General features: G+C 67.4%; 17 protein-coding genes. 6 read left to right on the top strand and 11 right to left on the bottom strand.

Going from position 1 to position 25,440, the window contains the following annotated elements:
* Nucleotides 1-40 precede the first annotated feature (40 nt).
* From O3669_RS06265 to O3669_RS06255, 3 genes are all read left to right on the top strand, one after another.
* On the top strand, nt 41-1,366 hold the full coding sequence (locus O3669_RS06265; RefSeq protein WP_371524053.1) for an O-acetylhomoserine aminocarboxypropyltransferase/cysteine synthase family protein: 1,326 nt from the start codon (nt 41-43) through the stop codon (nt 1,364-1,366).
* A 116-nt stretch (nt 1,367-1,482) separates the two neighbouring features.
* The gene (locus O3669_RS06260; protein ID WP_295919400.1) at nt 1,483-2,640 is read left to right on the top strand and encodes a homoserine O-acetyltransferase; all 1,158 of its coding nucleotides are present in this window, start codon (nt 1,483-1,485) and stop codon (nt 2,638-2,640) included.
* Between the two features lie 89 nt (nt 2,641-2,729).
* Nucleotides 2,730-3,875 carry an alpha/beta hydrolase gene (locus O3669_RS06255; protein ID WP_371524052.1) on the top strand — a complete coding sequence of 382 codons (1,146 nt, stop codon included), beginning with the start codon at nt 2,730-2,732 and terminating at the stop codon, nt 3,873-3,875.
* Between the two features lie 196 nt (nt 3,876-4,071).
* Here O3669_RS06255 and O3669_RS06250 read toward each other — a convergent pair whose 3' ends face one another.
* Complete coding sequence (locus O3669_RS06250) at nt 4,072-5,946, bottom strand: hypothetical protein (RefSeq protein WP_371524051.1); 1,875 nt, start codon at nt 5,944-5,946, stop codon at nt 4,072-4,074.
* 140 nt (nt 5,947-6,086) lie between these two features.
* Here O3669_RS06250 and O3669_RS06245 point away from each other — a divergent pair, with 140 nt between their 5' ends.
* A complete protein-coding gene (locus O3669_RS06245) occupies nt 6,087-6,218 on the top strand; it encodes a hypothetical protein (protein WP_371524050.1) in 132 nt (43 codons plus the stop codon).
* Nucleotides 6,219-6,788: 570 nt separating this feature from the next.
* Entirely contained in the window at nt 6,789-10,295 is a 3,507-nt protein-coding gene (locus O3669_RS06240; protein ID WP_371524049.1) for an FAD-linked oxidase C-terminal domain-containing protein, read from the top strand.
* 201 nt (nt 10,296-10,496) lie between these two features.
* Here the strand turns inward: O3669_RS06240 and O3669_RS06235 are convergent, their stop codons facing one another.
* From O3669_RS06235 to O3669_RS06195, 9 genes are all read right to left on the bottom strand, one after another.
* Entirely contained in the window at nt 10,497-11,249 is a 753-nt protein-coding gene (locus O3669_RS06235; RefSeq protein WP_371524047.1) for a hypothetical protein, read from the bottom strand.
* Between the two features lie 578 nt (nt 11,250-11,827).
* A complete protein-coding gene (locus O3669_RS06230; RefSeq protein WP_371524046.1) occupies nt 11,828-13,183 on the bottom strand; it encodes an FAD:protein FMN transferase in 1,356 nt (451 codons plus the stop codon).
* A gap of 31 nt (nt 13,184-13,214) precedes the next feature.
* Nucleotides 13,215-13,781 (bottom strand): FMN-binding protein, encoded by a 567-nt coding sequence (locus O3669_RS06225; protein ID WP_371524045.1) that lies wholly within the window; start codon nt 13,779-13,781, stop codon nt 13,215-13,217.
* Nucleotides 13,778-14,638, bottom strand: a complete 861-nt coding sequence (locus O3669_RS06220; RefSeq protein WP_371524044.1) for an ABC transporter ATP-binding protein — start codon at nt 14,636-14,638, stop codon at nt 13,778-13,780. Before O3669_RS06220 ends, O3669_RS06225 begins: the two co-directional genes overlap by 4 nt.
* Before the next feature lie 8 nt (nt 14,639-14,646).
* Nucleotides 14,647-15,876: an ABC transporter permease gene (locus O3669_RS06215; protein ID WP_295919421.1), complete on the bottom strand. Its 1,230-nt coding sequence runs from the start codon at nt 15,874-15,876 to the stop codon at nt 14,647-14,649.
* Nucleotides 15,877-15,881: 5 nt separating this feature from the next.
* The gene (locus O3669_RS06210; RefSeq protein WP_315284235.1) at nt 15,882-17,159 is read right to left on the bottom strand and encodes an ABC transporter permease; all 1,278 of its coding nucleotides are present in this window, start codon (nt 17,157-17,159) and stop codon (nt 15,882-15,884) included.
* A gap of 10 nt (nt 17,160-17,169) precedes the next feature.
* The gene (locus O3669_RS06205; RefSeq protein WP_371524043.1) at nt 17,170-18,492 is read right to left on the bottom strand and encodes a Fe-S-containing protein; all 1,323 of its coding nucleotides are present in this window, start codon (nt 18,490-18,492) and stop codon (nt 17,170-17,172) included.
* 137 nt (nt 18,493-18,629) lie between these two features.
* The gene (locus O3669_RS06200) at nt 18,630-19,259 is read right to left on the bottom strand and encodes an iron transporter (RefSeq protein ID WP_295966476.1); all 630 of its coding nucleotides are present in this window, start codon (nt 19,257-19,259) and stop codon (nt 18,630-18,632) included.
* 56 nt (nt 19,260-19,315) lie between these two features.
* Complete coding sequence (locus tag O3669_RS06195; RefSeq protein WP_371524042.1) at nt 19,316-20,953, bottom strand: FTR1 family protein; 1,638 nt, start codon at nt 20,951-20,953, stop codon at nt 19,316-19,318.
* 352 nt (nt 20,954-21,305) lie between these two features.
* Between O3669_RS06195 and O3669_RS06190 the strand changes: the two genes are divergently transcribed.
* A complete protein-coding gene (locus O3669_RS06190; RefSeq protein ID WP_371524041.1) occupies nt 21,306-22,127 on the top strand; it encodes a lysostaphin resistance A-like protein in 822 nt (273 codons plus the stop codon).
* Nucleotides 22,128-22,704: 577 nt separating this feature from the next.
* Here O3669_RS06190 and ppdK read toward each other — a convergent pair.
* A complete protein-coding gene (gene ppdK / locus O3669_RS06185; protein ID WP_371524040.1) occupies nt 22,705-25,422 on the bottom strand; it encodes a pyruvate, phosphate dikinase in 2,718 nt (905 codons plus the stop codon).
* Nucleotides 25,423-25,440 lie beyond the last annotated feature (18 nt).

Genomic DNA, 25,440 nt, shown 5'->3' with positions numbered 1-25,440 from the left:
AACCAGAGACACCACCCCCCTTCACAACAGGAGCCGCACGATGACCGCCAACGACTGGTCCTTCGAAACCAAGCAGATTCACGCCGGATACAACCTCGACCCCGCCACGGGCGCGACCGCGCTACCCATCTATCAGACCTCCTCCTACGCCTTCGAGAACACCGCGCAGGCCGCGAGCCGCTTCGCCCTCCAGGACCCGGGCCCCATCTACACGCGCCTGACAAACCCGACGACCGATGGCGTCGCCGCGCGCATCGCGGCCCTCGAGGGCGGCGTCGGCGGCCTCCTCGTCTCCTCCGGCCAGTCCGCGACCGCCCTCTCCATCCTGGCCCTGGCGGTCGCCGGCAACAACATCGTCGCCTCCCCCTCCCTGTACGGCGGCAGCGTCACCCTCCTGAAGAACACGCTGGGCCGCCTGGGCATCGAGACCCGCTTCGTGTCCGACCCGCTCGACCCCGAGGCCTGGCGCGCACTCGCCGACGACAAGACCGTCGCTTTCTTCGGCGAGACCATCCCCAACCCGCAGGGCGACATCCTCGACATCGAGCCCATCGCGGCCCTCGCCCACGAGGTCGGCGTGCCCCTCATCGTCGACAACACGGTCGCCACCCCCTACCTGGTCCGCCCGATCGAGTGGGGCGCCGACATCGTCGTCCACTCCGCTACCAAGTACCTGGGCGGCCACGGCACCTCGATCGCGGGCGCGATCGTCGACTCGGGCAACTTCGACTTCGCCTCCCAGCCCGAGCGCTTCCCCCTCTACAACACGCCGGACGAGTCCTACCACGGCCTCGTCTACGCCCGTGACATGGGCGTGGGCAGCGCGCTGGGCGCGAACCTGGCGTTCCTGCTGCGCATCCAGACGCTCATCAACCGCGACCTGGGCGCCGTCACCTCCCCCTTCAACGCGTTCCTTATTTCGCAGGGCATCGAGACCCTGTCACTGCGCGTCGAGCGCCACGTCTCCAACGCGCTGGCGGTCGCCCGCTTCCTGGAGGCACACCCGGACGTCGAGTCCGTCAACTACGCGGGCCTGGAGTCCTCCCCCTACTACGAGCTGGGCAAGAAGTACGCGCCGCTGGGCACGGGCGGCCTGCTCTCCTTCGTCATCAAGGGCGGGTACGAGGCCGGCCGGGCTTTCGCGGACGGCGTGCAGCTCCTGCCGGTGGTTGCCAACATCGGCGACGCGAAGTCCCTCGTCATCCACCCGGCCTCGACGACGCACTCGCAGCTGACCGAGGAGGAGCTGGCCAAGGCCGGCGTCGCGCCGGGCACGGTGCGCCTGTCGATCGGCCTGGAGAACATCAAGGACATCCTGGCCGACCTGCAGCTCGGCTTCGACGCGGCCCGCGCGGCCACGGCCTGAGCCCCTACTGTCGGTGGCCTCGGCGCAATACACACTCTCCTCATCCGCCGAGGCCACCGCATTCCTCCACTCCCCAGCCCGACACCGACGTCCCGCTCCAGCGAAAGAAGGCCCCCATGAGCCGCCACAACCTGCCCCCCGCTCCCGTCTCCGGCGCGTGGCGCGAAGGCGACCCGGTCGCGTTCCGAAAGTTCGCGAACCTGGGCGCCCAGCGCCTCGAAAACGGCGAGATCCTGCCCTCCGTGACGCTCGCTTACGAGACGTGGGGCGAGCTGGACGAGGCCGGCTCGAACGCGGTCCTCATCCTGCACGCCCTGACCGGCGACGCCCACGTGTACGGCGACGCCGCGCCCGGGCAGCCGACCCCCGGCTGGTGGGACCAGATCGTGGGCCCGGGGCGCATCATCGACACCGAGCGCTACTACGTGGTGGCCGCGAACGTGCTGGGCGGCTGTCAGGGCTCGACCGGCCCGGCCTCGCTGGCGCCGGACGGGGCGCCCTGGGGCTCGCGTTTCCCCGTGATCTCCACGCGCGACCAGGTTCGCGCCGAGGCCCTCCTGTCCGACCTCCTCGGCGTCCACACGTGGGACATCGTCATCGGCACATCCCTGGGCGGTCACCGCGCGATCGAGTGGGCGGTCACCTACCCCGAGCGCGTGCGCCGTCTCGTTGTCGTGGCCTCCGGCGCGCAGACGACGGCCGACCAGGCGGCGTGGACGCACACGCAGATCCGCGCGATCGAGCTGGATCCCGCGTGGCGCGGCGGCGACTACTACGCGGGCCCCGGCCCCACCGCCGGCTTGGCCCTGGCTCGCCAGATCGCGCACACGACCTACCGCTCCCCCTCGGAGCTGGACGAGCGCTTCGGCCGCATCCCCCAGAACGACGAGGATCCCCTGCACGGCGGGCGCCTGGCGGTGGAGTCCTACCTGGACTACCACGGCGAAAAGATCGTGCGCCGCTTCGACGCGGGTTCCTACGTGACGCTGTGCCGCACGATGCTCTCTCACGACGTGGGCCGCGACCGCGGTGGCGTCGCGCAGGCCCTCAAGGCCGTCACCGCGCGTACGCTCGTCGTCGCCGTGGACTCGGACCGCTTGTTCTTCCCCGAGCAGGTCTGGCAGATGGCCTCCGGCATTCCTGGCGCGTTCTATCGCGAGATCCACTCCGACCACGGGCACGACGGCTTCCTCATCGAGCACGATCAGCTCACGGCCCTGCTCAACGAGTTCCTCAACGAGCGCATCCCCTCGCGCGCGTCCTCCTTCGCGTAGGCCCGCCGCCGCACCCCCGTCTCTGCGCCCGCCCCGACCTCTCGCTCGATCGACGAGGCCGGGGCTGGCTCTCGCGTTATGCTGATCACATGAGCGTTACCAGCAATCCTTCACAGGGAGGCCCGGGTTCCCCCGACGCGACCGGCCTACCAGATTTTTCCGGGGTGGAGGCCCCGGCCTCGTCGAACGAGCCGACGCCCGAGCGCGACGTCATGGCCCCCTGGGGCGAGGTCGGCCCGCCCGGCCCCGACTGGCGCACCGACATCCTGGGCGACGGGTACGAGTCGCGCACGATCGAGCTGATCGAGGACGCGGAGGGCCCCTGCGTGGCGACCCTTGTGCGCGCGACCCCGCCCACAAACGCCCGCATGACGATCCTGTACCTGCACGGGCGCAACGACTACTTCTTCCAGACGGAGATGGCCGACCACCTGCGAGAGGCCGGGGCCGCGTTCTACGCGCTGGACATGCGCAAGTACGGGCGCTCCCTGCGCCCCCACCAGACGATCGGCTACACGGACGACCTGTCCGTGTACGACGAGGAGATCGGCGAGGCCATCGAGATTATCCGCGAGGAGCGCGACGACGAGCCGATCGTTCTCATGGGGCACTCGACGGGCGGCCTGATCGCGACCCTGTGGGCGCACCGCCACCCGGGCGTCCTGGGCGGCCTCATCCTGAACTCGGGCTGGCTGGAGATGCAGTCGATGGCCACCTGGCGCGGGGCGATGGCTCCCGTCATCGGGCGCATCGCGGCGCGCAGCCCCATGTGGGAGGTGCCCTCGGGCGGGACCGGCCACTACGGTCGCTCGCTCGCGGGGCGCGCCTCCTCGGAGCTGGATATTCCCGAGGGGCTGTCGGCGCAGGACCCGTCGGTCGCCGGCTGGCCGATCATCCAGGAGTGGAAGCGCCCCGAGTCCTACCCGGTCCCGGCCTCGTGGCTCGAGGCGATCATGGCTGGGCACGAGACGATCGAGAAGGACGTGCACCTGGAGTGCCCGGTCCTGTCGATGGTGTCCACGTCGGCCTATGTCGAGGAGGAGTGGTGCGAGCGCGTCTTCACGTCCGACACCGTGTTGGACCCGGTCGTGATCGCGCAGCGCAGCCTGGGCTTGTCCGACCTGGTGACGATCGCTCGCTTCCCCGGCAAGCACGACCTGGTCCTGTCGGACGCGCCCGTGCGCGAGGCAGTGTACGCGACCATGCGCGGCTGGCTGGGCGCGTTCATCGGGTAGCACCCCGGGCGACGAGGCCGTGGCCGGGCACGCTCTCGTCGCGCGGCACCTCGCGCCCCGGCGGCGGACGCGCGGCGCCCTCGTCGCGGATCGCGGCGCGGTCAGGCAGCGAGCGACGGACGCGGGCCGCATCGTTGCGTGAGACAGGGCGGCCCGGGATCGGTTGATCCCGGGCCGCCGCGTACTCTGTGGCGTGTCAGTGGCGCGCGATGCGGCGTTCGCGAGGCGCTTTCGCGTATTCGCGGACGATCTCGCGGTTGACCTCGTCAAGGGCCTCGGCCAGCGTCGGGCCCAGGCGGTCGCCGATGCGCACGAGCGACCACACGTCGATGTGGCTCATGCCGCGCGCGGTCAGCATCGTGTCCAGGGACGGGTAGGTCAGGCCGGCGCCCGAGATCGCGCCGCTGGCGGCCAGCACCAGGTCGCTGGGCAGGCCCAGCTCGCCGCGAGCCACAAGGGGCGTATCCTCGCCGAGGATCTGGGCCAGCGTGCGCAGGCCATCCTCGTCGCGCCCGAGGACGGGCACGCCCTCTTCGCGGGCCGCAACAACCTCCGGGGATTCCTCTTCGCGATCCACAAACGAGGCCGTGGCCGCCTCTGTCGCTCCGCCGTCGTTGAGCTCGACGGCCTCGGAGTGGCTGCGGCGCGACGCGCGGCTGCCGAGGTGAGCGGGGCGCTCCCAGCGCTGCTCACCATCCACGTCGGCCTCCTCGATGTCCAGCTCCTCGTTCATGTATACCGCGCGCTCCTCGGGATGGTCGTGTTCACAGTCGCCGATGTCATCACCGCTGTGCTCGCCCTCAGAGTCCGCGTTCTCCTCGGCGACGTGCTCATCGCCGTCCTGGCCCTGCTCGTTGGAGCGCTCAGAGGCGTCGGCGTCCTCGCGATCCTCAGCCTCGTCGGCGGACTCGTCCTCGCGGCGCTCAGCCTCACCCTCGTGGTCCTCAGCCTCGTCGCGCTCGGCGTCGCTGTCGCACTCGGCACCAGCCTCACCCTCGTCGGCGCGCTCGGCGTCGTCGAAGTCAGCGTCGGCATCCTCAGCGTCGTCGGTTTCCTCCTCCACGAGCTCGTCGCTGGGCGCCTCGTCGGCGTCTGCGCCGCGCTCGTCTTCCAGCTCAGCGTCGGCGGATTCCTCGGCCTGATCCTCCAGATCGGCACCGGCCTCGTCGGCCTGCTCCTCGGCGGCGTCCTGAGCCTGATCCTGGCCGTCGTCCTCGGACTTCCAGGGAGCGGGGGGCTCCTCGTCCACCGAGTAGTGGAACACGTCGCGCAGGTGCGGGGCGACCTTCGGGGTGGGGCGCGTCGTCGGCGTCTCCGACTCGGTCGCATTCTCCTCGTCGGTATCCGCCGAGGGCGGGTCGGGCGGAGCAGGAATGGCCGGTGCCTCGTCCTGCTCGGTCGCATCGGGGGTGGCCTCACACTCGGCGGACTCAGCCGAGGCCTCGACCGGGACGGAACCCGCGGTGATCGCGGGGGCGGCGGCGGAGGAACCGAGGAGCTGCGGGGCGTGGCCATACAGGCGCGGTCCGACCGCGTTCACGTCGAGGAAGAGGCGGCCGTTCGACATCTGGCGCAGGTTCATCAGGTGCACCTCGACGCCGGAGGTCGCCAGAATCGACAGGGCGGGACGCACCGACGGATCGATTTCGCCAGCGACCATGATCAGGCGGGGGCCCGGGCCAACGGCAGGCGGCATCGAGTCGCGGAACTGCGCCCAGCCTGCGCGGAAACCCTCGGGGCCCGACGGGTACTCAGCCGCCAGATCCGACCAGGACAGCGACGCCACGACTGCCAGACGCGACAGTGACGTAATGAGGGTCTCGGAGTCTAGGAGCTTCAGGATCTCGACCGAGACGATTTGCCCCGTCACGTCCAGCGCCGTCAAGCGCGGCGTCTCCTCACCAACCTGTCCCGTCATGTCACGCCATGTCACCGGGAACAGCGGGCGCGACACAATCTGCAGGACCTGTTGGCAGATCGCGTCAACCAGGTCAGGACCCAGATCATGCGACACGGGGTACCCGAATTGAGCGGGTACGAGGTGTCCATCCTCGAACTCAAACAGGGCCATCGATCTATCCTTCACGTGTATGGGGCGCTCGTGGCCATTGTTTCATACGTTTCAAAAGAAAATCGGATGACACTTGGACATTGCGATAGATACCACGTAATCATATGGCGCATTGTCAACACTCACCAGACGCGGACCCCATGGCCCACGTCAACAACGACACCCCCACCTCTCAAGATGTCGCCACCATCATCGCCGGTGGCAAGCAAACGACCGACACGGAGTGGGCCACACTCAAGGCAGCCCGCTCCCGACGACGAGGCCCGCACTGACACGTGTCGAATAACTACTTGAGATTCGCCCCATAGCAGTACCCCAATCGTGTAGGATGTGATTCCATGCGCGCAAATCGGACGAGGAAGCATATTCCATCCGGTTAAACCAGGGCGCAACATGCAGTACACGACAGGCAAGGCGGGTAACAATGAGCAGAAGATCCCTGCGCCTCATTGAATACTCGGCGCCAGAACCCAGGGTTCCAGCGTCCGATGAGACGCGCGACGAACTGTCCCCCTACTGCGTGAACAATAAGACAATGCCTCGCCGCTACCCCAATATTTCGCGCCCGGTCAGCCCACATATGCCGCCAGTTGAACGAATGCCCGTTCCGGTGACCCCTTTCCCCAAGTTTTTCACCGACGATCCCGAGCCTGCCTGAGGCCACATCGTGGGCAGCCGAGGCTTTATCGGTACTTGACAAACCCCATTGTGAGCCGGTCGCACCTGCCGGCCACGGCCTCGTCCCCGGGCGCACCTGCCGGCCACGGCCTCGTCCCCGGTCGCGACTATCCGCACAGCGGGAAGACCCGTCCCGCGTGGCCAGGGCGTGACACACTGGGAATATGAGCGACAGCTTCCTGTCTGACCTGCGCGCACTCATCGACGTCGACTCTTCGAGCGGCACGCGCGCGCGATATTCCTCCGACGCCGGCCTCACGCGCATCCCGCCCCTGGCCGTCGCATTCCCGCGCACGCCCGAGCAGGCCCTCGCGGCCTTCGACCTCGCCCGCGCACACGGCGTCCCCCTCACCGCCCGAGGAGGCGGCACCTCGTGCGCGTCCAACGCGATCGGCCCCGGCCTCGTCCTCGATTTCTCGCGCCACATGAACCGGGTCCTCTCCATCGATCCCGAGGCCCGCACCGCCACCGTCGAACCCGGCTGCGTCGGCTCCACCCTCCAGGCCGCCGCCGCCAAGCACGGCCTGCGTTTTGGCCCCGACCCTTCCTCCCAGAACCGCGCGACGATCGCCGGCATGGTCGCCAACAACGCGTGCGGCCCACACGCAACCGCCTGGGGGCGCACCTCCGACAACATCGTCTCCCTGGACTGCGTGGACGGACAGGGGCGCCGCTTCACGGCCACGACCTCGCACGATTCGGAGCTGAACGACGTTCCGGGGCTCGCGTCCCTCATCGACTCCAACCTGGCGCCCATCCGCACGCAGCTCGGCCGCTTCAAGCGCCAGGTCTCCGGCTATTCCCTCGAACACCTCACCCCAGAGGGCGGGCGCAACCTCGCCGCCATGCTCGCGGGCAGCGAGGGCACCCTCGTCCTCATCCTGTCGATCACCGTGCGCCTCGTGCCCCTGCCCGACGCTCCCGTGCTCGCCGCCCTCGGCTACCGCTCCATGATCGAGGCGGCCGACGACGTTCCCAATCTGCTCGCCCACTCCCCCCTCGCGGTCGAAGGCATGGACCGTCGCCTCGTCGACGTCGTGCGCGCCCACAAGGGCCCGGGCGCAGTCCCCGCCCTCCCCGAGGGCGAAGGCTGGCTCCTCGTCGAAGTCGGCGCCCCCGGCGAAGACGTCACCGCCTCCCTGGAGCGCGCACGCGCCCTGTGCGCCGACTCTGCCGCCATCGACACGGTCGTCTACCCGCCGGGGGCCCAGGCCTCGGCCCTGTGGAGGATCCGCGCCGACGGTGCGGGCCTAGGCGGGCGCACCCCTCCGGACGGCGCGGGCGGCGGCGACCAGCAGGCCTGGCCCGGCTTCGAGGATGCGGCCGTCCCGCCCGAGAACCTCGGCGCGTACCTGCGCGACTTCACCGCCCTCATGTCAGAGTTCGACATCGACGGGCTCCTGTACGGGCACTTTGGCGACGGCTGCGTGCACGTGCGCCTCGCCATGCCGCTCGACACCCCCGAGGGCGTCGCCCACTCGCGCGCGTTCCTCCAGTCCGCGGCCCGCATCTGCGCCGCCCACGGCGGCTCCGTCTCCGGCGAGCACGGCGACGGGCGCGCCCGCGGCGAGCTCCTGCGCTTCATGTACTCCCCCGACATGCTCGACCTGTTCGCGCGCGTCAAGCACGTTTTCGACCCGGCTAACCTCCTCAACCCCGGGGTGCTCGCCGCCCCCATGGACGAGGCCGAGGCCTCCTCCCGCGCCCGGGCGCGGACTCGTGCGGCGCGGGCTCTTGCCGCGCAAGATGGTGGCGGAGCCGGTTCCAGTGGCAGCTTCGGCGCTGGTTCCGTTCTCGGGGCCGACGCTGCGGGCCCGGCCCCGGGCAGAGGCGCTGCCGATATGCCAACGTCCCTGCGCGCTGATGGTTCTGCGGGTTCCGCTCGCGCATCTGGCGGTGCGGCCGCCGCCGGCTCCTCGCGCCCATCCGACGTGTCCGGCCCGCTCACCGTTGCTGGCGGCCCGCTCGCCGTTGCTGGCGGCCAGCTCGAACTCCAACCGGGCGTCGATCCGTTGGATCTCAATCTGCGCCGCGTTGCTGCGCGTCCCATGCCCGCCGACGGCGGCTTCGCCTTCGGCCACGACGGCGGCGACTTCACAGCCGCCGTCCACCGCTGCACGGGCGTCGGCAAATGCCGCGCCGGAGTGTCCGGCACCTTCATGTGCCCCTCCTACCTGGCCACGCGCGAGGAGAAGGACGTGACCCGAGGGCGCGCCCGCATCCTCCAGGAGGCCGCGAACTCGCAGCTCATCAAGGCGATCGACTCCCCCGAGGTCCTCGAGGCCCTCGACCTATGCCTCGCCTGCAAGGCCTGCTCCGCCGACTGCCCCGCCGGCGTCGACATGGCCCGCTACCGCTCCGAAGCACTCTTCCGCACCTACCGCGGCCGCATGCGCCCGCTCAGCCACTACACGCTCGGCTGGCTGCCGCGCCTGACCCGCGTCACCGCGCGCGTGCCCGGCCTGGCCGCCGTCGCAAACGCCGTCATGTCGGTGGGCCCCCTGCGCTCGCTCGCCTTCCGCATCATCGGCCTTGATCCTCGCCGAGGCATGCCCGCCCTCCAGTCGGGCACCTTCACCGCATGGGCTCGCAAGCGGTCGCTGCTGGCGAGTTCTGTCCCGACTGTCACGCCTGACGATGCCGTATCTTCCGACGCTCCGACTTCCGATACTGCACCTTCCGATGCCGCGACCGGTGCCCGCAAGCACGGCGGTGCCCAGGCCTCGTCCAACTCTGCCCGCAAGCGCGGCGGCGCCCAGGCCTCGCCTAACACCGCACGCGAGCGCGGCGGCGCCCAGTCCTCGTCCAACTCCGCCCGCGAGCGCGGCGGCGCCCAGGCCTCGTCCAACTCCGCCCGCGAGCGCGGCGGTGCCACTGCCTCGTCCAACTCTGCACGCGAGCGCGAGGGGGCCACCGCCTCGTCGATGGCGGACTCACCGATCCTGAGCGGGCCGCGCGACCCCAGCGGGCGGCCGTACGCGCTCGTGTGGGCGGACTCGTTTAGCCAGACCCTGGACGACACGGGGGCGCGCGCGGTCGTCGACGTGCTCGAGGCGAACGGTTTCGCGCCGATCGTCGCGCCGGACGCGTGCTGCGGCCTCACGTGGATTACGACGGGTCAGCTGAGCGGGGCGAAGAAGCACTTGGCGTCGTTGCTGGGCGTTCTTGCGCCTTTTGCGGCGTCGGGGATCCCGATCGTCGGCGTCGAACCGTCGTGCACGGCGGTGCTGCGCGACGACCTGCTGGACCTGCTGCCCGACGACCCGCGCTCGATGCTCGTGTCGGGTGCGACGCGCACCCTCGCCGAGGTGCTGTCGGCCCTGCCCGCCTCCGCGCGGCGCCTGCCGAGCCTGGAGGGCGTCGAGATCGTCGCCCAGCCGCACTGCCACCACTACTCCGTCATGGGGTGGGACGCGGACCAGGCGCTGCTCGAGTCGCTGGGGGCGCGCGTGACCCGGCTCGAGGGCTGCTGCGGCCTGGCCGGAAACTTCGGCATGGAGGCTGGCCACTACGACCTGTCTGTGGCCGTCGCGTCGCATTCTCTGCTGCCCTCCCTGTCGGCGAAGCCGGATGCCGTGTACCTGGCGGATGGCTTCTCGTGCCGCACCCAGGCCGCGCAGCTGGCGGGCCGCGGGGGCGTCCACCTGGCGACGCTGCTTGCGGGGAAGTAGGGGCGGATTATCGGGAAGTGAGTGCGCCATAGCCACGACTTCTGCTCGCTACTACTAGCAATTGCTTCACATGCGCCCTGTCCCCAAGTAGCAATGCACTGTTTTGAGGAGCATTGCACTAGATAGGGAGGCATTGCACTACCTACTATCCAGTGCAATGCTCTGCTATCTAGTGCACTGCTACAGCAACCAGCGCAATAACTACCGACTGCGCGTATGAAAACGCCGACTCGGGCCATCACACGCTTCAGTCGGCAACGCCCACAGTGCCTCGGCATGCTCAGGGATAGCAACTTGATGCGGCCGGAGGAGCTTGATCGCCCACGCACGTAACGCGGCGAAATCTTCATAGTCCCTCCAAGAGACCCGGTATATCGTCCACCCGGCACTACGCAGATCATTTTCTCGCTGGATCCAGTCACGCTTCGCCCGCGCGAACTCAGCATCATCCTTGCCCAGTTTTCCAATGCCATCGAACTCGAAGATGATCATGAGTCCCGGAATCGCGATATCCGCAAAGTAGCGGTGCCCGTTGACGACGATCTCGAACTGGGTCACGACCTCGAAGGCACTCACCGACTTGAGAACCCACAGCAGTGCAGCCTCGGCAGGGTTGTCGCAGCCCGGGTCAGCGGCGTCTATGATTCTCTCCGCTCGCTTGTAAGGAATGCAGGTAGCCGCCCGTCGCCGTTCTATCAGACGTACCTTCATCGCATCTTTGGTCATTTCTGCCAGGCATCTGGCTTCATCTTGAGCAAACTTCGAGAAGCCTGACTCGTGACGCAACACCATGCAGGCTGCGACAAAAGCACTCAAAGCTTCTGAATGACACGCCATACGCACAACCGCGTCGATAACAGATTCGCATCGGAGCCCATCGATGATTTCCAATGCGTCTTCTGATGGTCGACTGGTGGTCGCGTAGACATAGACCGGCGGAACGGTAGCTACCATCGTTCTAACAGGAGGCAATCTCCGCTTTCCATGTCGTACACCGAACCACGCCACAACATCCGGATTGGCCTCCCACAATGGAATTGAACGCGCAACGAGGGCACTATTACCGACGAAAACAGCCTGCCGCTTCGCTCCGACACATACCGCAAGGAGCCTGGCTTGGGCTACTGTCGCCCATGAATCCCAGATAGTCGTGAACGCATCAGGACTATCAACACGGACGTAGCAACCTTTCCGAATCCACACACACGCATCGGCACGTGGTTGCTGAAGGGTACCCTCAGACTGTGAGGGCGATGTCAGGACCGTCATCGATCGAATACTCATACATTGATGATCCTCATGCGAGCCGCACTCGTCACCCACACAACCGACACCTGTGGATAACTCGCACCATAACGAAGCCTGTGGATAATCCCTGTTCGATACTCTCATCGGGGCTACCCCAAGCCGCGCCCCATGTCAGTTCAGCCTTAGGCAGCGATGCACCACATAGGGAAGCATTGCACTAGCTACTATCCAGTGCAATGCCGTGCTATCTAGTGCATTGCTTACTCTTCTAGCGCAATGCTCGTTCACCGCGCCGCACGCACCAGGCCCACTACCTTCGCCGAGGCCGGGGCGCCCATCGCGCGGGCCCAGCGGGCCGCGACGTCCGAAACATCGATGGACGGATCGACGAGCAGCGCGGTGGACAGCGCCTCCGCCAACACACCCGACGAGGCCACGACACTGACCTGCCGAACGCCCGAACGCGCGGGGTAACCCGTACGCGGGTCGATGATGTGATGGTCGAAAATCCGACCGCCGCCACCGGGTGTTTCACGCGATGTTTCACGCGCGCGCAGATCGGCCGCACGCTCCGCCACACACTCCGACACACGCTCCGCCACACACTCCGACACAGGCCCCGCACAAAGCGCACGAGCATCCCCCAGCGGCCCCAGGTTGTCCCCAGACGTCGACAGGGACGCCATGCCGTCCGCAGGCAGTTCCACGACGCCGGCAATCGCCGTGGGCGCGCCGTGAGGATCACGCAGGCCTGCGCGCCACGGCGAACCGTCGGCGCGAGTACCACTCACAGACACCGACGACGTCCCCACTGACACCAAGACGCCGCGCGCTCCCATGGACACCGCCAGGTCGCGGCATGCATCAGCGGTGTACCCCTTCGCAATGCCGCCCAGGTCGAGGCGCGGGCTGGGCGCATCTACACCACCGACGGACTCGGCAGGAACGCCCACCGCCCAGCGCCGCTCGCCGACCCGCGACAGCAAGCCCCACGACGACGCGCGCAACGCCGCCTCCACAACGCGCGAGGACGGCGCAGGAGGCAGCGGGGCTCCCGCGACAAACGCGGCGCGCATCGCCCGCACGTCCCACGCCGCGACGAGCGGCCCGATCAGCGGGTTGAATGCCCCGCCGGTCGCCTCCGCGAGCGCCAGCGCGTCGCGCAGCAGCCGGTCGGTGTCCTCACTGACGACGAGGCCGTGGCTGCCTTCCGCGGATTCAGCCAAGTGACGGGAAACACCCTCACCGCCCCCAGCCGAAGCGACAGCGGCATTGAGCCGCGATACCTCGGAAGAAACCCGGAAGACACTCCACAGGTCCTCGTGGCGCGCCACGACCTCGACAATGGCGTTGACGATAGCCATGCCGTTCCCGCCCCAGCCGATCAGGTCAACGCGCGTACCCATGGCTGGAAAGGAGGAGCGCCACATCGGCGAAACCGCGGCTTCGGCTGTCGCTCCTGAGGAAGCACCAGCCACGCCCGATTCACCAGCAGGATCGGCAGCAGCACCGGCAGCAGCGCCGACAGCAACACCGGCCACCGCATCGGTCCCGCCCGCAAGCCCAGCGGCGTTCGCGCACGAGCCCTCGCCGACACTGACGGGCTTCGCCGAGCGCGCTGAACCCGACGGATCGGCCACGGCCTCGTTGCTGCCCGAGCGCCCCCTGGCCTCAGCCGTCGGAGTCCCCGGTCTCGGCGTCCTTCGTGGCGTCGTTCAGGCCGGGGATGTCGATGTCGTCGGCGCCGTCGGGGGACACGCCCTGGGCGGCGGCGATGGCGCGGATGGCGGCCTGGATGAACTGCTGGTGGGCGACGGTCGCGCCGGTGATGACGTCGACCTTGGCGGGGTCGCCGACCTTGGTGAGGTTGTCGGAGTACTCCTGGTAGGAGGCGACGGCGGCCTGCGCCTTCTTGTAGTAGTCCTGGTTGAAGACCTCACCGGATGAGCTCTTGCCGTAGTCGGCGCCCTTGTCGGTGCCGTCGGCCAGCGTCGTCTCGTAGGAGGTGGCGGTGATGTGCCCGCCCTCGACGGTGATGGTGATCGTGCCGATGGAGCCTTGGTCGTCGGGGTTGGATTGGGCGGTCCACGTGCCGTCGCTCAGGGGCTTGGACATGTCCAGGCCGGTGTTAGGCGTGCACGCGCCCAGGATGGTTGCGCCGAGCGCGCCGAGGACCGCGAACGAGGCCGGGGCTGCCCAGCGGGATCGGCTGGCGTGGGTGGGTCGGGTGGTGGTCATCGCACTTTGTCCTTTCCGCTGCGGCCTTCGCCGTCGCGGCCGGGGAGGATGAGGCCGGAGGCTCGCGCCGAGAAGTCGTGGTCGTGCCAGGTTTCTTTGACGACCTTACCGTGGTCGAGTCGGATCTCACGCTGGCCCTGTTCGGCGACAAGCGCGTCGTGGGTGACGACCATGAGGGTCGTGCCGTCCTGGTGGAGCTGGTTGAACAGGTCGAGGACGATCTCCTCGTTGGTTTCGTCCAGGTTGCCGGTGGGTTCGTCGGCCAGCAGCAGCTTGGGGTAGTTGATGAGGGCGCGGGCCACGCACACGCGCTGCTGCTCGCCGCCGGAAAGCTGGCGGGGCAGGTGGGAGGCGCGGTCGGCGAGGCCGACGCGGTCGAGGGCCTCGAGGGCTTCCTTCTCGTCGGGCATCGAGTGGTAGTACTGGGCGACCATGACGTTTTCGAGGGCCGTCAGGTGGCCGATGAGGTGGAACTGCTGGAAGACGAGGCCGATGGTACGGCAGCGCACCTCGGTGAGTTCGTCGGCGGTCAGGTCGGAGATGTCGTGCCCGTCGAGCATGACGGTGCCCTCGGTAGCGGTGTCCATGGCACCGACGATGTTCATGAGGGTGGTCTTGCCGGAGCCGGAGGGGCCGACGATGGAGACCCACTGGCCGCGCGGGATTTCGAGCGAGACGTTGTCCAGGGCGTGCAGGTCGCCGTAGATCTTGGAGACGCCGTCGAGGCTCAGCAGCGCGTCCGAAGAGGACGAGGCCGCGGTGGCCTCGGGCGCGTCGGTCGCGGCGGCGGTGGTCGCGTCGGTCGCGGCGGCGGTGGTCGCGTCGGTCGCGGCGGCGGTGGTGTCGGGGGTGGTCATGGTGGCTCTCATTCTCCGCGCAGGACGAGCGCGGGGTCGACGGCCAGTGCGCGGCGCACGGGCGGGAGGCAGGCGAGGACGGCGATGAGGATCGAGCACGCGACGGTGCCGAGGAGGATCACGGGGTGCAGCGAGATGGTCCGGTGGAACACGGAGGTGGAAATGAGGACGGCGAGGCCGTAGCCCGCCCCGGCACCCAGGACGCCTCCGATGAGCCCGAGCATGACGCCTTCGCCCATGAACTCGCGGGTGATGGAGCGCCCGGTGGCGCCCAGGGCCTTGCGCAGGCCGATTTCGTTGCGGCGCTCGGTAACGACGGCGATCATCGTGGTGGACACGCCGATCATGGTCAGCGCCAAGACGATGACGGTGATGACGACCAGGAGGGAGCGCAGCATCGCGAGGACGCCCGTGTCGGACTGGGCGAGGCGACGCACAGTCTGGGCGTGAACCTCGGGGTTCGCGGCGTTCATGGCGTCGGCGACGGCGCTGAGCTGGTCGCCCTCCAGGGCGATCGAGTACTCGGCCAGCGTCACCGTGTCGCTGGTCCCGGTCAGCTGGGACATGTCCTGGGTGGACATGTACACGTACCCGTCTTCGTTGCCGCCGGTTTTGAGGATGCCGGAGACGGTCAGGGTGACGCTCCTGGGGTCGACCTTCAGGGCCGAGGCCGGGGCTGCGTCCTGCCCGTCCGCGCCGGACTGCGGGTCTTGGGTGGCGCCGGACTGGCCCTGGGCGCCCTTCGAGGCGGCATTGCTGTCCAGCTGGCTGACCGTGATGGTGTCGCCAGCCTTGACGTCGATCGTCGAGGCGATCTGCTCGCCTACGAGGACCTGTCCGAGGTCTTGGGGCCACGCCCCGTCCACGAACCAGGAGGGGTTCATGGCTTGCACGGCCGCCAGGTCTGCGCCGCCGGCGACGTAGGGCTGATCGTTGATGGTGACGGTCTCGTAGTCGAAGGCTGCGGATCCAACGAGAGCGCCGGAGGGAACCAGGGCGGTGGACGCGGCCACGGCCTCGTCCGTGAGGGCCCCCTCGCCGGCGGGTGTGACGACCAGGTTGGCGCCGTAGGAGCGGATCTCGCGGGCCAGCTGGGCGGGCACGTCCACGGCGATCGTCACGAGGCCGGACAGCGTGGTCGCGCCGATGGCGACGGCCAGGACCGCGATGAGGACGCGGGAGCGGCGGCGCAGGATGGAAGAGGTGACCATCTTCCAGAACATTGCTCGTCTGGACATGGGAATCACCTTCCGTGCAGGACTTCGGCCGCGTTGAGGCGCAGCAGGTAGCGGATCGCGGGAATGGAGGCTCCCAGGACGACAAGGATGACGAGGACGGCGACGAGGCCGACGACGACGGGCACAAAAGCGATGGACGAGCCGAAGACCATGTAGCCGATCGCCTGCGCGAGGCCGAGTCCGCCCGCGTATCCGAGGAGCCCTCCGGCCAGGCCGACGATGATCGTCTCGGTCAGGAACAGGGCGATGATCTGCTTGTCTTTGGCACCCACGGCCTTCATGAGGCCGATCTCGCTGGAGCGCTCCATGACGCCCGCTGTCACCAGGTTCGCGATGGCCAGGGCCGAGGCGATGAGCGCCAGGACGGTCACGAGGACCATGAGCAGCTGGGTCTTCTCCAGGATGACGCCTTCGGACTGGGCGACCTGACGCACCGGGCGGGCCACGGAGTCCGTCATGACTTCCTCGATCTGGAAGGCGATCGAGGACACGTAGGCGGTGCAGTACCAGGTTTCCTTCTCGGACACGCTCAGCGAGTTCGGGTTCTTCGCGGCCTTGCGGGCCAGGTCATTGTCCGGGGTGGTCAGGGCGGAAACCTCGACGCTTCCGACGGCGCCCTCGCGGCCCAGGAGCGTCTGGGCGGCAGGCAGCTGGATGAACACGCCGCGGTCCGCGTCGTCGCCGGTGGTGACGATGCCAGTGACCGTGAAGTCCTGGGTGACGCCCTCGCGGGTGAGCGTGAAGGAGTCGCCGACGCCGAGGCCTCGGGCGGCCGCGTAGGACGAGCCGATAACCGCTCCGGTCGGGTCGTCGTCGCCGGGCCAGGCGCCCTCCAGGCCCCACCAGCCGCGCAGCTTGTCCAGACCGGTCTCGACGCTCTCACCGGTGGCCAACTCGAGGTGGTGGCTGAACCAGGTGCCCGTCGTGGGCACGCGTTCCCCGCTGGCGTCGGTCGCCGACACGCTCAGCAGCGGCGCGAAGTCGAGGATGTTGTAGGTCCAAAAGATCGTCTTGATGTTGCCCAGCTCGTCCTCGCGCAGGTACGAGCGCGCCTCTGAGGCCTCGCCCGTGTTGTACAGGTCGTCGAGGACGGCCGCACCCTGAGGACGCACAACAATATTGGCGCCGTATGACTTGAGTTCCTGGTTGACCTTGTCACCCACGTTGAACATGACGGAGAGCATGGACGTGGCCACACCCGCGCCCAGGGCGACGGTCAGGGCGATCATGAGGTGGCGGTTACCGCGCCTCGTGAGGGCCCCTCGCAGCATTCGGAAAAACACGTGAGTCCCTTTACTTCGCGAAGATGGAGGCCGAGGCCTCAAGCGCCGAAATCGGCACGGTCAGTGTCCCGTTCGAGACCTTGTAGTCAATGGGGATGGGGTTACAGCCACCCTTAAAGCCGATCGTCGCGATGTTCATCGCCACTTCACACAGCTTGCAGATGACCTTGCCGTCCTTCTCGTAGTAGCCCGAGGGCCCGCAGATCTCGCAGGCATCCAGGCCCACGCCGAAGGAGGAGCCAGATTTCTGGATGACGATGAAGCGCACCTTCACGCCGCCCGAGGTCGTGTACTCGAAGCGGTGCAGGTGGCCGTCGGAAATATCGGCCAGGTTGACGCTCACCTGGTCCTCGACGACGCTGAAGGACTCCGGCGGCGAGAGCTCGATCTCCTGGCTGCCGTAGGCCACGCCCACGGTGATGAGCAGGGCGCCGCACAGGTAGCCGATCGCGGCGGTGCCAGCCATGGACTTGTACAGGCGCGAGCGGGCGCGGCCCAGGCGGCTCTCGGCGGGGTTGGACCCGACGGTGGGGATCGCGCGCGACGCGCGCCACGTCAGAATGACGACGACGCCCAGGGCCACGGCGGCCACGATCGTGAAGACGGCCTCGTTGTTAATGAACCAGGAGATGACCGCCCACGCTTCCTTGGAAGTCTTGATCCAGCGCTTGGCCTTGAGGATACGCACGAAGAGCAGCGCGTAGTTGGCCAGCAGGGCCGCCAGGATCAACGCGGCCGGCCACACGCGGTTATTCCACGAACACAGGCGGTACGACAGCCACGCCAGGAAGAACACGAGCAGCCACGCCAGCACGTAGCCGACGATGGCCAGCACCATCGGGGTCGAGTAGATCGCGACGCCGCCCGACGTCATCATGATCGCCTGGTTCATGGCGGTGGGCACCGCGCGGAACAGGACCAGCGCGATGAACGCCGCGCCAACAAGGCGCACGAGGAAGTCCCCGGGCAGGGCGGTCTCCATCGACGAGGCCGCCTTGGCCTCGTCATCCGCGTCTCCTCCCGGCAGGTGCGCGCGCATGCGGCGGGCGCGCACGGCCACCAACGCAAGGAAGACCAGGGCCAGGACCACCGCGAACGGCAGCGTGTACAGGCCGACGGTCTGGCGGTTGACGGACTTGGGGTCATGAAGGATGAGCAACGTCAGGTACAGGGAGGAGACAAAGCCCGCGATGATGCCGCCCCACGCGGCCCGCGAGCGCGCCAGCTTTCCACGGCGTCCATGTCCGGCGGCGGGCATGAAGCGGATGACAGCTCCGACGGCGAGCATCGTGAGTAGCAACGTTAGCGTCGCCTCACTCATCTGCACAAGCATTGGCTTTCCTCTCTCAATACAGGCACACCGAAGCCACGCGACTCCGATGTTGAGTTTAGTCCCCCCTGGGGGCGCGGATCGAGGCCAGCGATCCCGGAAGGAACCACGGCCTCGACCCCGCGTTACTTAAGAGTCGATCACCACGAAACGGCGGTGGGATCCCACTGCCAATCCGGGAACTCGGCGACGAGCGGCTCGGTCCAGAAGCGGCCCTTGACGCCCGTGGTCTTGTCGGTGTGCAGCAGCCAGCCGCTGGGGGGCTTGATCGTGAAGGTCACGTCGTAGGTGCCGGCGTCCAGCTTGGGCAGGTTCAGGCCGTAGTGCGGGCCATCGGAGGCGTTCATCGGCATGAGCGTACCCTCCTGGACGGCCGTGCCGGACTTGTCCTTGATCGCGTACTCGACGGTCAGGCCGGGGACGAAGTCGCCCGCGCCGTAGCCGAGGTCGTTGTTTTCGGCGGCGGAGACGTCGGCCTCAATGTGCATCGAGGACTCGGCAGCCGGGGTGCCCATCTCGGGCTCCATGTCGACGGGCTGGAAGTAGACGCCGCCCACGACGAGGGGACCGACGTGGACCTCGTCGCCGAGGGGCTGCTCCTCGAAGCCAGCGTCCTCGCCGGGGGCGGGGGCGGCAGGGTTAGCCGAAGCCGAGGCCGGCCCCGCGGGCGTCTCGCTGGAGGACGAGGAGTTGTTGGAGCAGGCAGCCAGGGTGCCTGCGAGGGCCAGCGTGGCCAGGGCCGCGCCGACGCGGAACAGAGAACGCTTCATGTGATGATCTCCTGTGCGTGTTGGTTGGATGAAAAGTCGGTGTCGCTCGACTGCTGTCATTCCTCGGCCCGCGACTGGGCGGCGGCCTCGCGGGCGAGGCGAGCTTTTCCGAAGAAGTAGAGACCGACGATGATGGCGAGAACGATGGCTTGCGCGGCCAGGTTCTCCACTCGGGGGTAGATCCCCAAGAGGTCAATGGTGGGGAAGCCGGAGATGGGCGTCAGGGACACGACGTCAGCCTCCTGAAGTTCCCCGATACCAGAACCCGTAAACGTGAAGGCCATGAAGGCCATCAGCAGCGAGGTAATGGTGAAGAAGGGGCGCAGCGGGATGCGGACCGCCGCGAACTGGATGAGCAGGTAGATGATGACCAGGGCCACGAGGCCGACCGCCAGGCCGATCCACACGTAGTGGACCTTGTCGCCCGCGGCGGCGACGATCGGGACGTAGAAGAGGATCGTCTCGGCGCCCTCGCGCAGGACCGCGAGGAAGGAAATGAAGGCCAGGCCCAGCAGGGAGCCGCTGCTCAGCGAGGCGTCCGTCTGCTTCTTGATGTACTCGTCCCACGCCTTGTTCGAGGACTTGTTGATCATCCAGTTGGAGACCCAGATGAGCATGGCAACCGCGAAGAGCGCCGCGAAGCCTTCGAGGAGTTCCTGGTTCGCTCCCGCCAGGGAGGTGACGTAGCTGAAGAGGAAGGCCAGACCGATGGACAGGCCGAAGGCGAGCACCACGCCGCCCCAGACGATCGGGGCCTTCTTCTTGTGACCGGCCTTGGCCAGGTAGGCCAGGACTGCGGCGACGACGAGGATCGCCTCCATGCCCTCGCGCAGGATGACGAGGAGGGAAGGCAGGAACTGGGCAACCCACGGGGAGGTGGTCGACCCCTCGGTGGCCTTGTCGGCGGCCTTGCCGGTGTAGCCGTCGAGGCTATTGGCGTCCTCGCGGATGTAGTTCGTCAGCGTCGAGAGGTGCTGGTCGACCGCCGCCGAGTCGTCGTCGGTCATGGCCTTCTTCAGGAGGGAGAACTCCATCTCCACCTGCGAGACGCGCGAGCCGGAGATGCGGCTCATGACCTGCTTCTCCATGCCGGTGATCTCGTAGTGCTTGTAGTAGGCCTCGTTGACCTTGTCCTTACCGGCCTTGGCGTCGCCGCCCTTGTAGGCGTTGGCGCCGTCTTCGAGGATGCCGTTGATCGTCTTGGCGACCTCACCCCACGCGCCGGGGCTGTAATCATCCGACGAGGCCTGGGCCGCCGACCCGGGGGCCACGCCATCCAGGGACGCGCCGTCTTCGACCATGTACTGCTTGAGGGTCGTAGCGTGACTATCGACGCCCGCACTGTCGGCGTCACTCATGGCCTTCTTCAGGAGGGAGAACTCCATCTCCACCTGGGAGACGCGCGAGCCGGAGATGCGGGCCATGACCTGCTTCTCCATGCCGGTGATCTCGTAGTGCTTGTAGTAGGCGTCGTTGACTTTGTCCTTGCCGCCCTTGGCGTCGCCCGCCTTGTAGGTGGACACGCCCTCATCAATGAGCCCGTTGATCGTGGTCGAGACATCGCTCCACGTCTGATCTGCCGCGCGCGAGGGCGCGGCGAAGACCGCCAGGGAGATCGCCGCCATAAGCGCGACGACGAAGAGACGGGTAGCCCGCTGGACGACATGATCTGCGTGGGCGCGAAGCACTGCCACGGCTTGCCTCCTGTGAAACCGGCGCGATGGGTTCGCCGGGTCGATCGAATTCCTGTCAATCAGCGTAACCACATCTGGCCCAGGTGGAAAGTAGTCCGTTTAGGTCATCCTAAATTGTGATCATGCCGTGACCGTGTTTAGCGCGGACATATAGCCCCTTTGAAGGACTAAAGGCCCAGGCTGATCGCTTGCTGACACAATGCCACAAAAATGGCGCGCCAGCAGGCGAAACACCCAGACCTCCCACATCCACAGACGGACGCAACCCACGCACACATACATATGCCAATTTATTTCAAATTCTGTCATAATATTCCGGCAGCACAATTAACCGCAGGAAGCAGTCCCACTCATGACCACCGACCCGAATACACAGCCCCTGAGCGCGACGGCAGATTCTCCCGTGACAAACGCAGGCCCGCAGGGCCCCGTGTCCGCCGCTCCCCTCCCCCTGCCCGGCGAGCCTGGTTCGAGCGAGTCGGCCCCGGCCTCGTCCCCCGCGCGTCCGACGCGCGCCGACTGGGTGCGGATCGCGATCTTCGGCATCCCCTACGCTGCGTTCTTCCTGGTGGGAGTGCCGACATGGCTCTTCCCCGAGTCGTGGAGCCTGACGGCCATCAACCTCGCCGCCGACACGGTCTTCCTGATCATCGTCCTGGCATTCTTTGCAGGCGAGTTTTTCCCCGCGTTCTCCTATCTGCGCACGCACCCCTTCGTGAAGATCCTGCTGCTTTTCGGCCTGTGGATCCCGGTCGTCATCGTCCAGGCCGCGACCCGCATCGCCCTCTACGGACTCAACCCGCCGATCCCCGAGAACCAGCAGGCCGTCATCAACGCAATTTTTGACGGCGGCACGGGACTTGTCTTCTGCTTCTTCGTCGCCATCGGGGTGCCCATGGTCGAAGAGGTTTTCTACCGCCACATCCTCATCGGCAAGCTCAGCGTCTACGCCCCCACGTGGCTCGTCGCGTCGATCTCAGCGGCACTGTTTGCGTACATGCACAGCCATCAGTGGCAGGATTTCTTCTCATACCTGCCCATCAGCATCGTCCTGACGCTCGTGTACGTTTTTTCGGGCAAGAGCGTGGCCTACTCGTGGCTGTTCCACGCGCTCAATAACACGATCATGGTGGGCCTGATGTTCGCCATGCAGGGAGCACTGCAGAACGCCTGATTGTTGGCGCGCCCCACCACACAACCGCACAACCGCACAACCCCGAAACTAACCAAAAGTCGCACGTAATTTGGGCACCCTAACTTTTCTTAGGCATCCAAAAAACCGCGGAATTTCAACGATCCGATTTCAAAACTTGAAATATGGGCAGGGGAATTACGTGCGACATTGTTGGGAAACCACTCCGGTATTTCAAACGGAAGAACCCCACAGGTATGGAGGTCGCCCGGCATCAGGCGGGGCCACGCCACTCGGCATCAGGTGCTGCGCCGCCGACACGCGTCACCGAGAAAACCCCCAGACAAATCTCGCACGTAATTTGGGTACCCTAACTTTTCATAGGTATCCAAAAAACCGCGGAATTTCAACGATCCGATTTCAAAACTTGAAATATGGGCAGGGGAATTACGTGCAACATTGTTGGGGAACCACTCCGGTATTTCAAACGGAAGCACCCCACAACCCACGGGCCGAGCCCGCACACCCCACCCCAGACACGACGAGGCCGCGACCGGTTTCCCGGCCACGGCCTCGTCGCGCTCGGCGGCACTCAGCACAGCGCCACCCGCCTGGCGGATCAGGCGGTCATATCCACGTGGTCCTCGACCGCGGCGCGGCCAGCCTCGAGGCGGGCGACGGGGACGCGGAACGGGGAGCAGGACACGTAGTCGACACCCACGTTGTGGAAGAAGTGGATCGACAGCGGGTCGCCACCGTGCTCGCCACACACGCCGAGCTTGATGTTCGGCTTGGTGGAGCGGGCGCGGCGCACGCCCTCGGAGACCAGGGTGCCCACGCCGTGGACGTCGATGGACTCGAAGGGGGAGACGCCGAAGATGCCGGCCTCGATGTACTGCGGGAAGAACACGCCCTCGACGTCGTCGCGCGAGAAGCCCCACACGGTCTGCGTCAGGTCGTTGGTGCCGAAGGAGAAGAAGTCGGCTTCCTCGGCCAGGTCCTCGGCCGTCATGGCGGCGCGCGGCAGCTCGATCATGGCGCCGATGGAGACGCCGGACAGGTCCACGTCGCGGGCGGCGGCGACGGAGGCGATGATGCCTTCGGCCTCTTCGCGCACGAGCTGGAGCTCGCGCACGGAGCCGACGAGCGGGACCATGATCTCGGGACGCGGGTCGAGGCCGCGGGCCACGAGCTCAGCAGCGGCCTCGCACAGGGCGCGCATCTGCAGGGCGAACAGGCCGGGCAGGTAGATGCCCAGGCGCACGCCGCGCAGACCCAGCATGGGGTTCTCTTCGTGCATGCGGCGCACCTCAACGAGCATGGCCTCGTCGGCGGGGTCGAGGGTGCCGGTGGCCTTGCCGACGGCGACCTTGGTCTCCAGCTCGATGAGGGCGGGCATGAACTCGTGGAGCGGCGGGTCGATGAGGCGCACGGTCATGGACTTGCCGTCCATGACCTCGAGCATCTCGAGGAAGTCCTGCTTCTGGCGCTTCTCGAGCTCGTTGAAGGCGGCCTGGCGCTCGTCGGAGCCGGGGGCCGAGAGGATCGCGCGCTCGACGAGCGGGCGGCGATCACCCAGGAACATGTGCTCGGTGCGGCACAGGCCGATGCCCTCGGCGCCGAAGGCGATGGCGCGCGTGGAGTCGAGGGGGGTGTCGGCGTTGGCGCGCACGCGCAGGCGGCGAACCTTGTCGGCGTGGGACAGGAGCTTGTCGACGGCCTCGACGAGCTCGCGGGTGCCCGCATCCTCGCCGGCGGCGGCGAGGCCGGCCTCGAGGCCTTCGGCGAGGTAGGTGGTGACGGGCGAGTCGGTCACGGGGACCTCGCCGCGGAAGATTTCGCCGGTCTGGCCGTCGATGGCGATGGTGTCGTCAGCGGTCAGGACGAGGTCACCGATGGTAACGGTGCCGGCGGCAGCGTCGATCACGAGGGATTCGGCACCACACACGCAGGTCTTGCCCATACCGCGGGCGACGACGGCGGCGTGCGAGGTCTTACCGCCGCGCGCGGTGAGGACACCCTCGGCGGCGACCATGCCGGGCAGGTCGTCAGGGTTGGTCTCGCGGCGCACGAGGACGGTCTTGATGCCCTTTTCGGCGGCTTCGACGGCCTGCGCGTTGTCGAAGGCGATCTTGCCGACGGCAGCGCCCGGGGAGGCGGCCATGCCGCGAGCGATGAGTTCCTTCTCAGCCGTGGCGTCGAACTGCGGGAACATCAGCTGGGTGAGCTGGTCGCCGGTGACGCGGCCCAGGGCCTCGTCGCGGGTGATGAGCTTTTCGCCCAGGAGCTGGGTGGCGATGCGGAACGCGGCGGCGGCGGTGCGCTTGCCGACGCGGGTCTGGAGCATCCACAGCTTGCCGCGCTCGACGGTGAACTCGATGTCACACATGTCACGGTAGTGCGTCTCGAGCTTGCGCATGATGCCGCGCAGTTCGTCGTAGACGGGCTTGTTGATTTCCTTGAGGGCGGACAGGGGCAGGGTGTTGCGGATACCCGCAACGACGTCCTCGCCCTGCGCATTCTCGAGGTAGTCGCCGTAGACGCCGGAGTGGCCGGAGGAGGGGTCGCGGGTGAAGCACACGCCGGTGCCGGAGTTTTCGCCCATGTTGCCGAACACCATGGTGCAGATGTTGACGGCGGTGCCCAGGTCGTGGGGGATGCGCTCACGGCGGCGGTAGATGCGGGCGCGCTCGGTGTTCCAGGAGCGGAACACGGCCTCGATGCCCATGTCCATCTGGGTGCGCGGGTCCTGGGGGAAGTCCTCGCCGGTCTGTTCCTTGACGATGCCCTTGAAGGTGTCGACGAGGCCCTTGAGGTCCTCGGCGGTCAGGTCGGTGTCGCCCTTCACGCCACGCTCGGCCTTGAGCTCGTCGAGGGCGTCGGAGAAGAGGTCGCCGTCGATGTCGAGGACGGTCTTGCCGAACATCTGGATGAGGCGGCGGTAGGAGTCCCACGCGAAGCGCTCGTTACCGCTAACGGCTGCGAGGCCGAGAACCGACTCATCGTTGAGGCCGATGTTCAGGACGGTTTCCATCATGCCGGGCATGGAGAACTTGGCGCCGCTTCGCACGGAGACCAGGAGCGGGTCGGCGGGGTCGCCGAGGTGGCGGCCCATCTGGTCTTCGACGCCGCGCAGCGCGCGGGTGACCTCGGTGGCAAGCGACTCGGGAACGGCCGACTCCTTGAGGTATGCGCGGCATGCCTCGGTGGTGATCGTGAAGCCGGGGGGAACAGGCAGGCCGAGCTTCGTCATCTCGGCGAGGTTCGCTCCCTTACCTCCGAGCAGGTCCTTCATGGACTTGTCACCCTCGGAGAAGTCGTACACATACTTGACCATCGTGGTCCTCAACTTCCG

The sequence above is a fragment of the Pauljensenia sp. 20925_1_34 genome (assembly GCF_041432775.1).
In the GTDB taxonomy this organism is placed as follows: Bacteria; Actinomycetota; Actinomycetes; order Actinomycetales; family Actinomycetaceae; genus Pauljensenia.
Note: the sequence above shows the minus strand (reverse complement) of the source record. Positions and strands in the feature narration are given on the sequence as shown.